At 58.3% G+C, this 300-nt stretch carries 1 pseudogene; it reads right to left on the bottom strand.

Annotation, left to right across the window (positions count from 1 at the left end):
• Window positions 1–300, bottom strand: a pseudogene (locus AACY45_RS28950) (hypothetical protein); the annotation flags it as partial.

The raw sequence follows: 300 nt of genomic DNA, 5'->3' as shown, positions 1-300 counted from the left end.
GGTGCATGTTGTGGCCCATGACGAAACCCACGGCGTTCGCGGTGTCTTCGTAGTCCACCAACACCATCTTCTGGTGGTGGCTGGCAAACAAGGCCAGTGCCAGCATGTGGGCAAAGTTGGTATCGGGTGCTTCCCCTTTCAGTAATCGATACAGGGTCGCCAGGCGCCCTTTCTCCTTGAGCATCTGCGGTCCGCGCAGGATTGCGTTCAGCGGCGTTTCAATGGAGAAGTCGCGGGTGCGAAACTCGACGTTCTGCATGCGTCCATCGTGGACGCGGCTGAACCACTCTCGCGTGTATT

It is taken from the genome of Pseudomonas sp. RA_35y_Pfl2_P32, from assembly GCF_963970735.1.
Classification (GTDB): domain Bacteria; phylum Pseudomonadota; class Gammaproteobacteria; order Pseudomonadales; family Pseudomonadaceae; genus Aquipseudomonas.
This window is presented reverse-complemented; position numbering and strand designations above follow the sequence as displayed.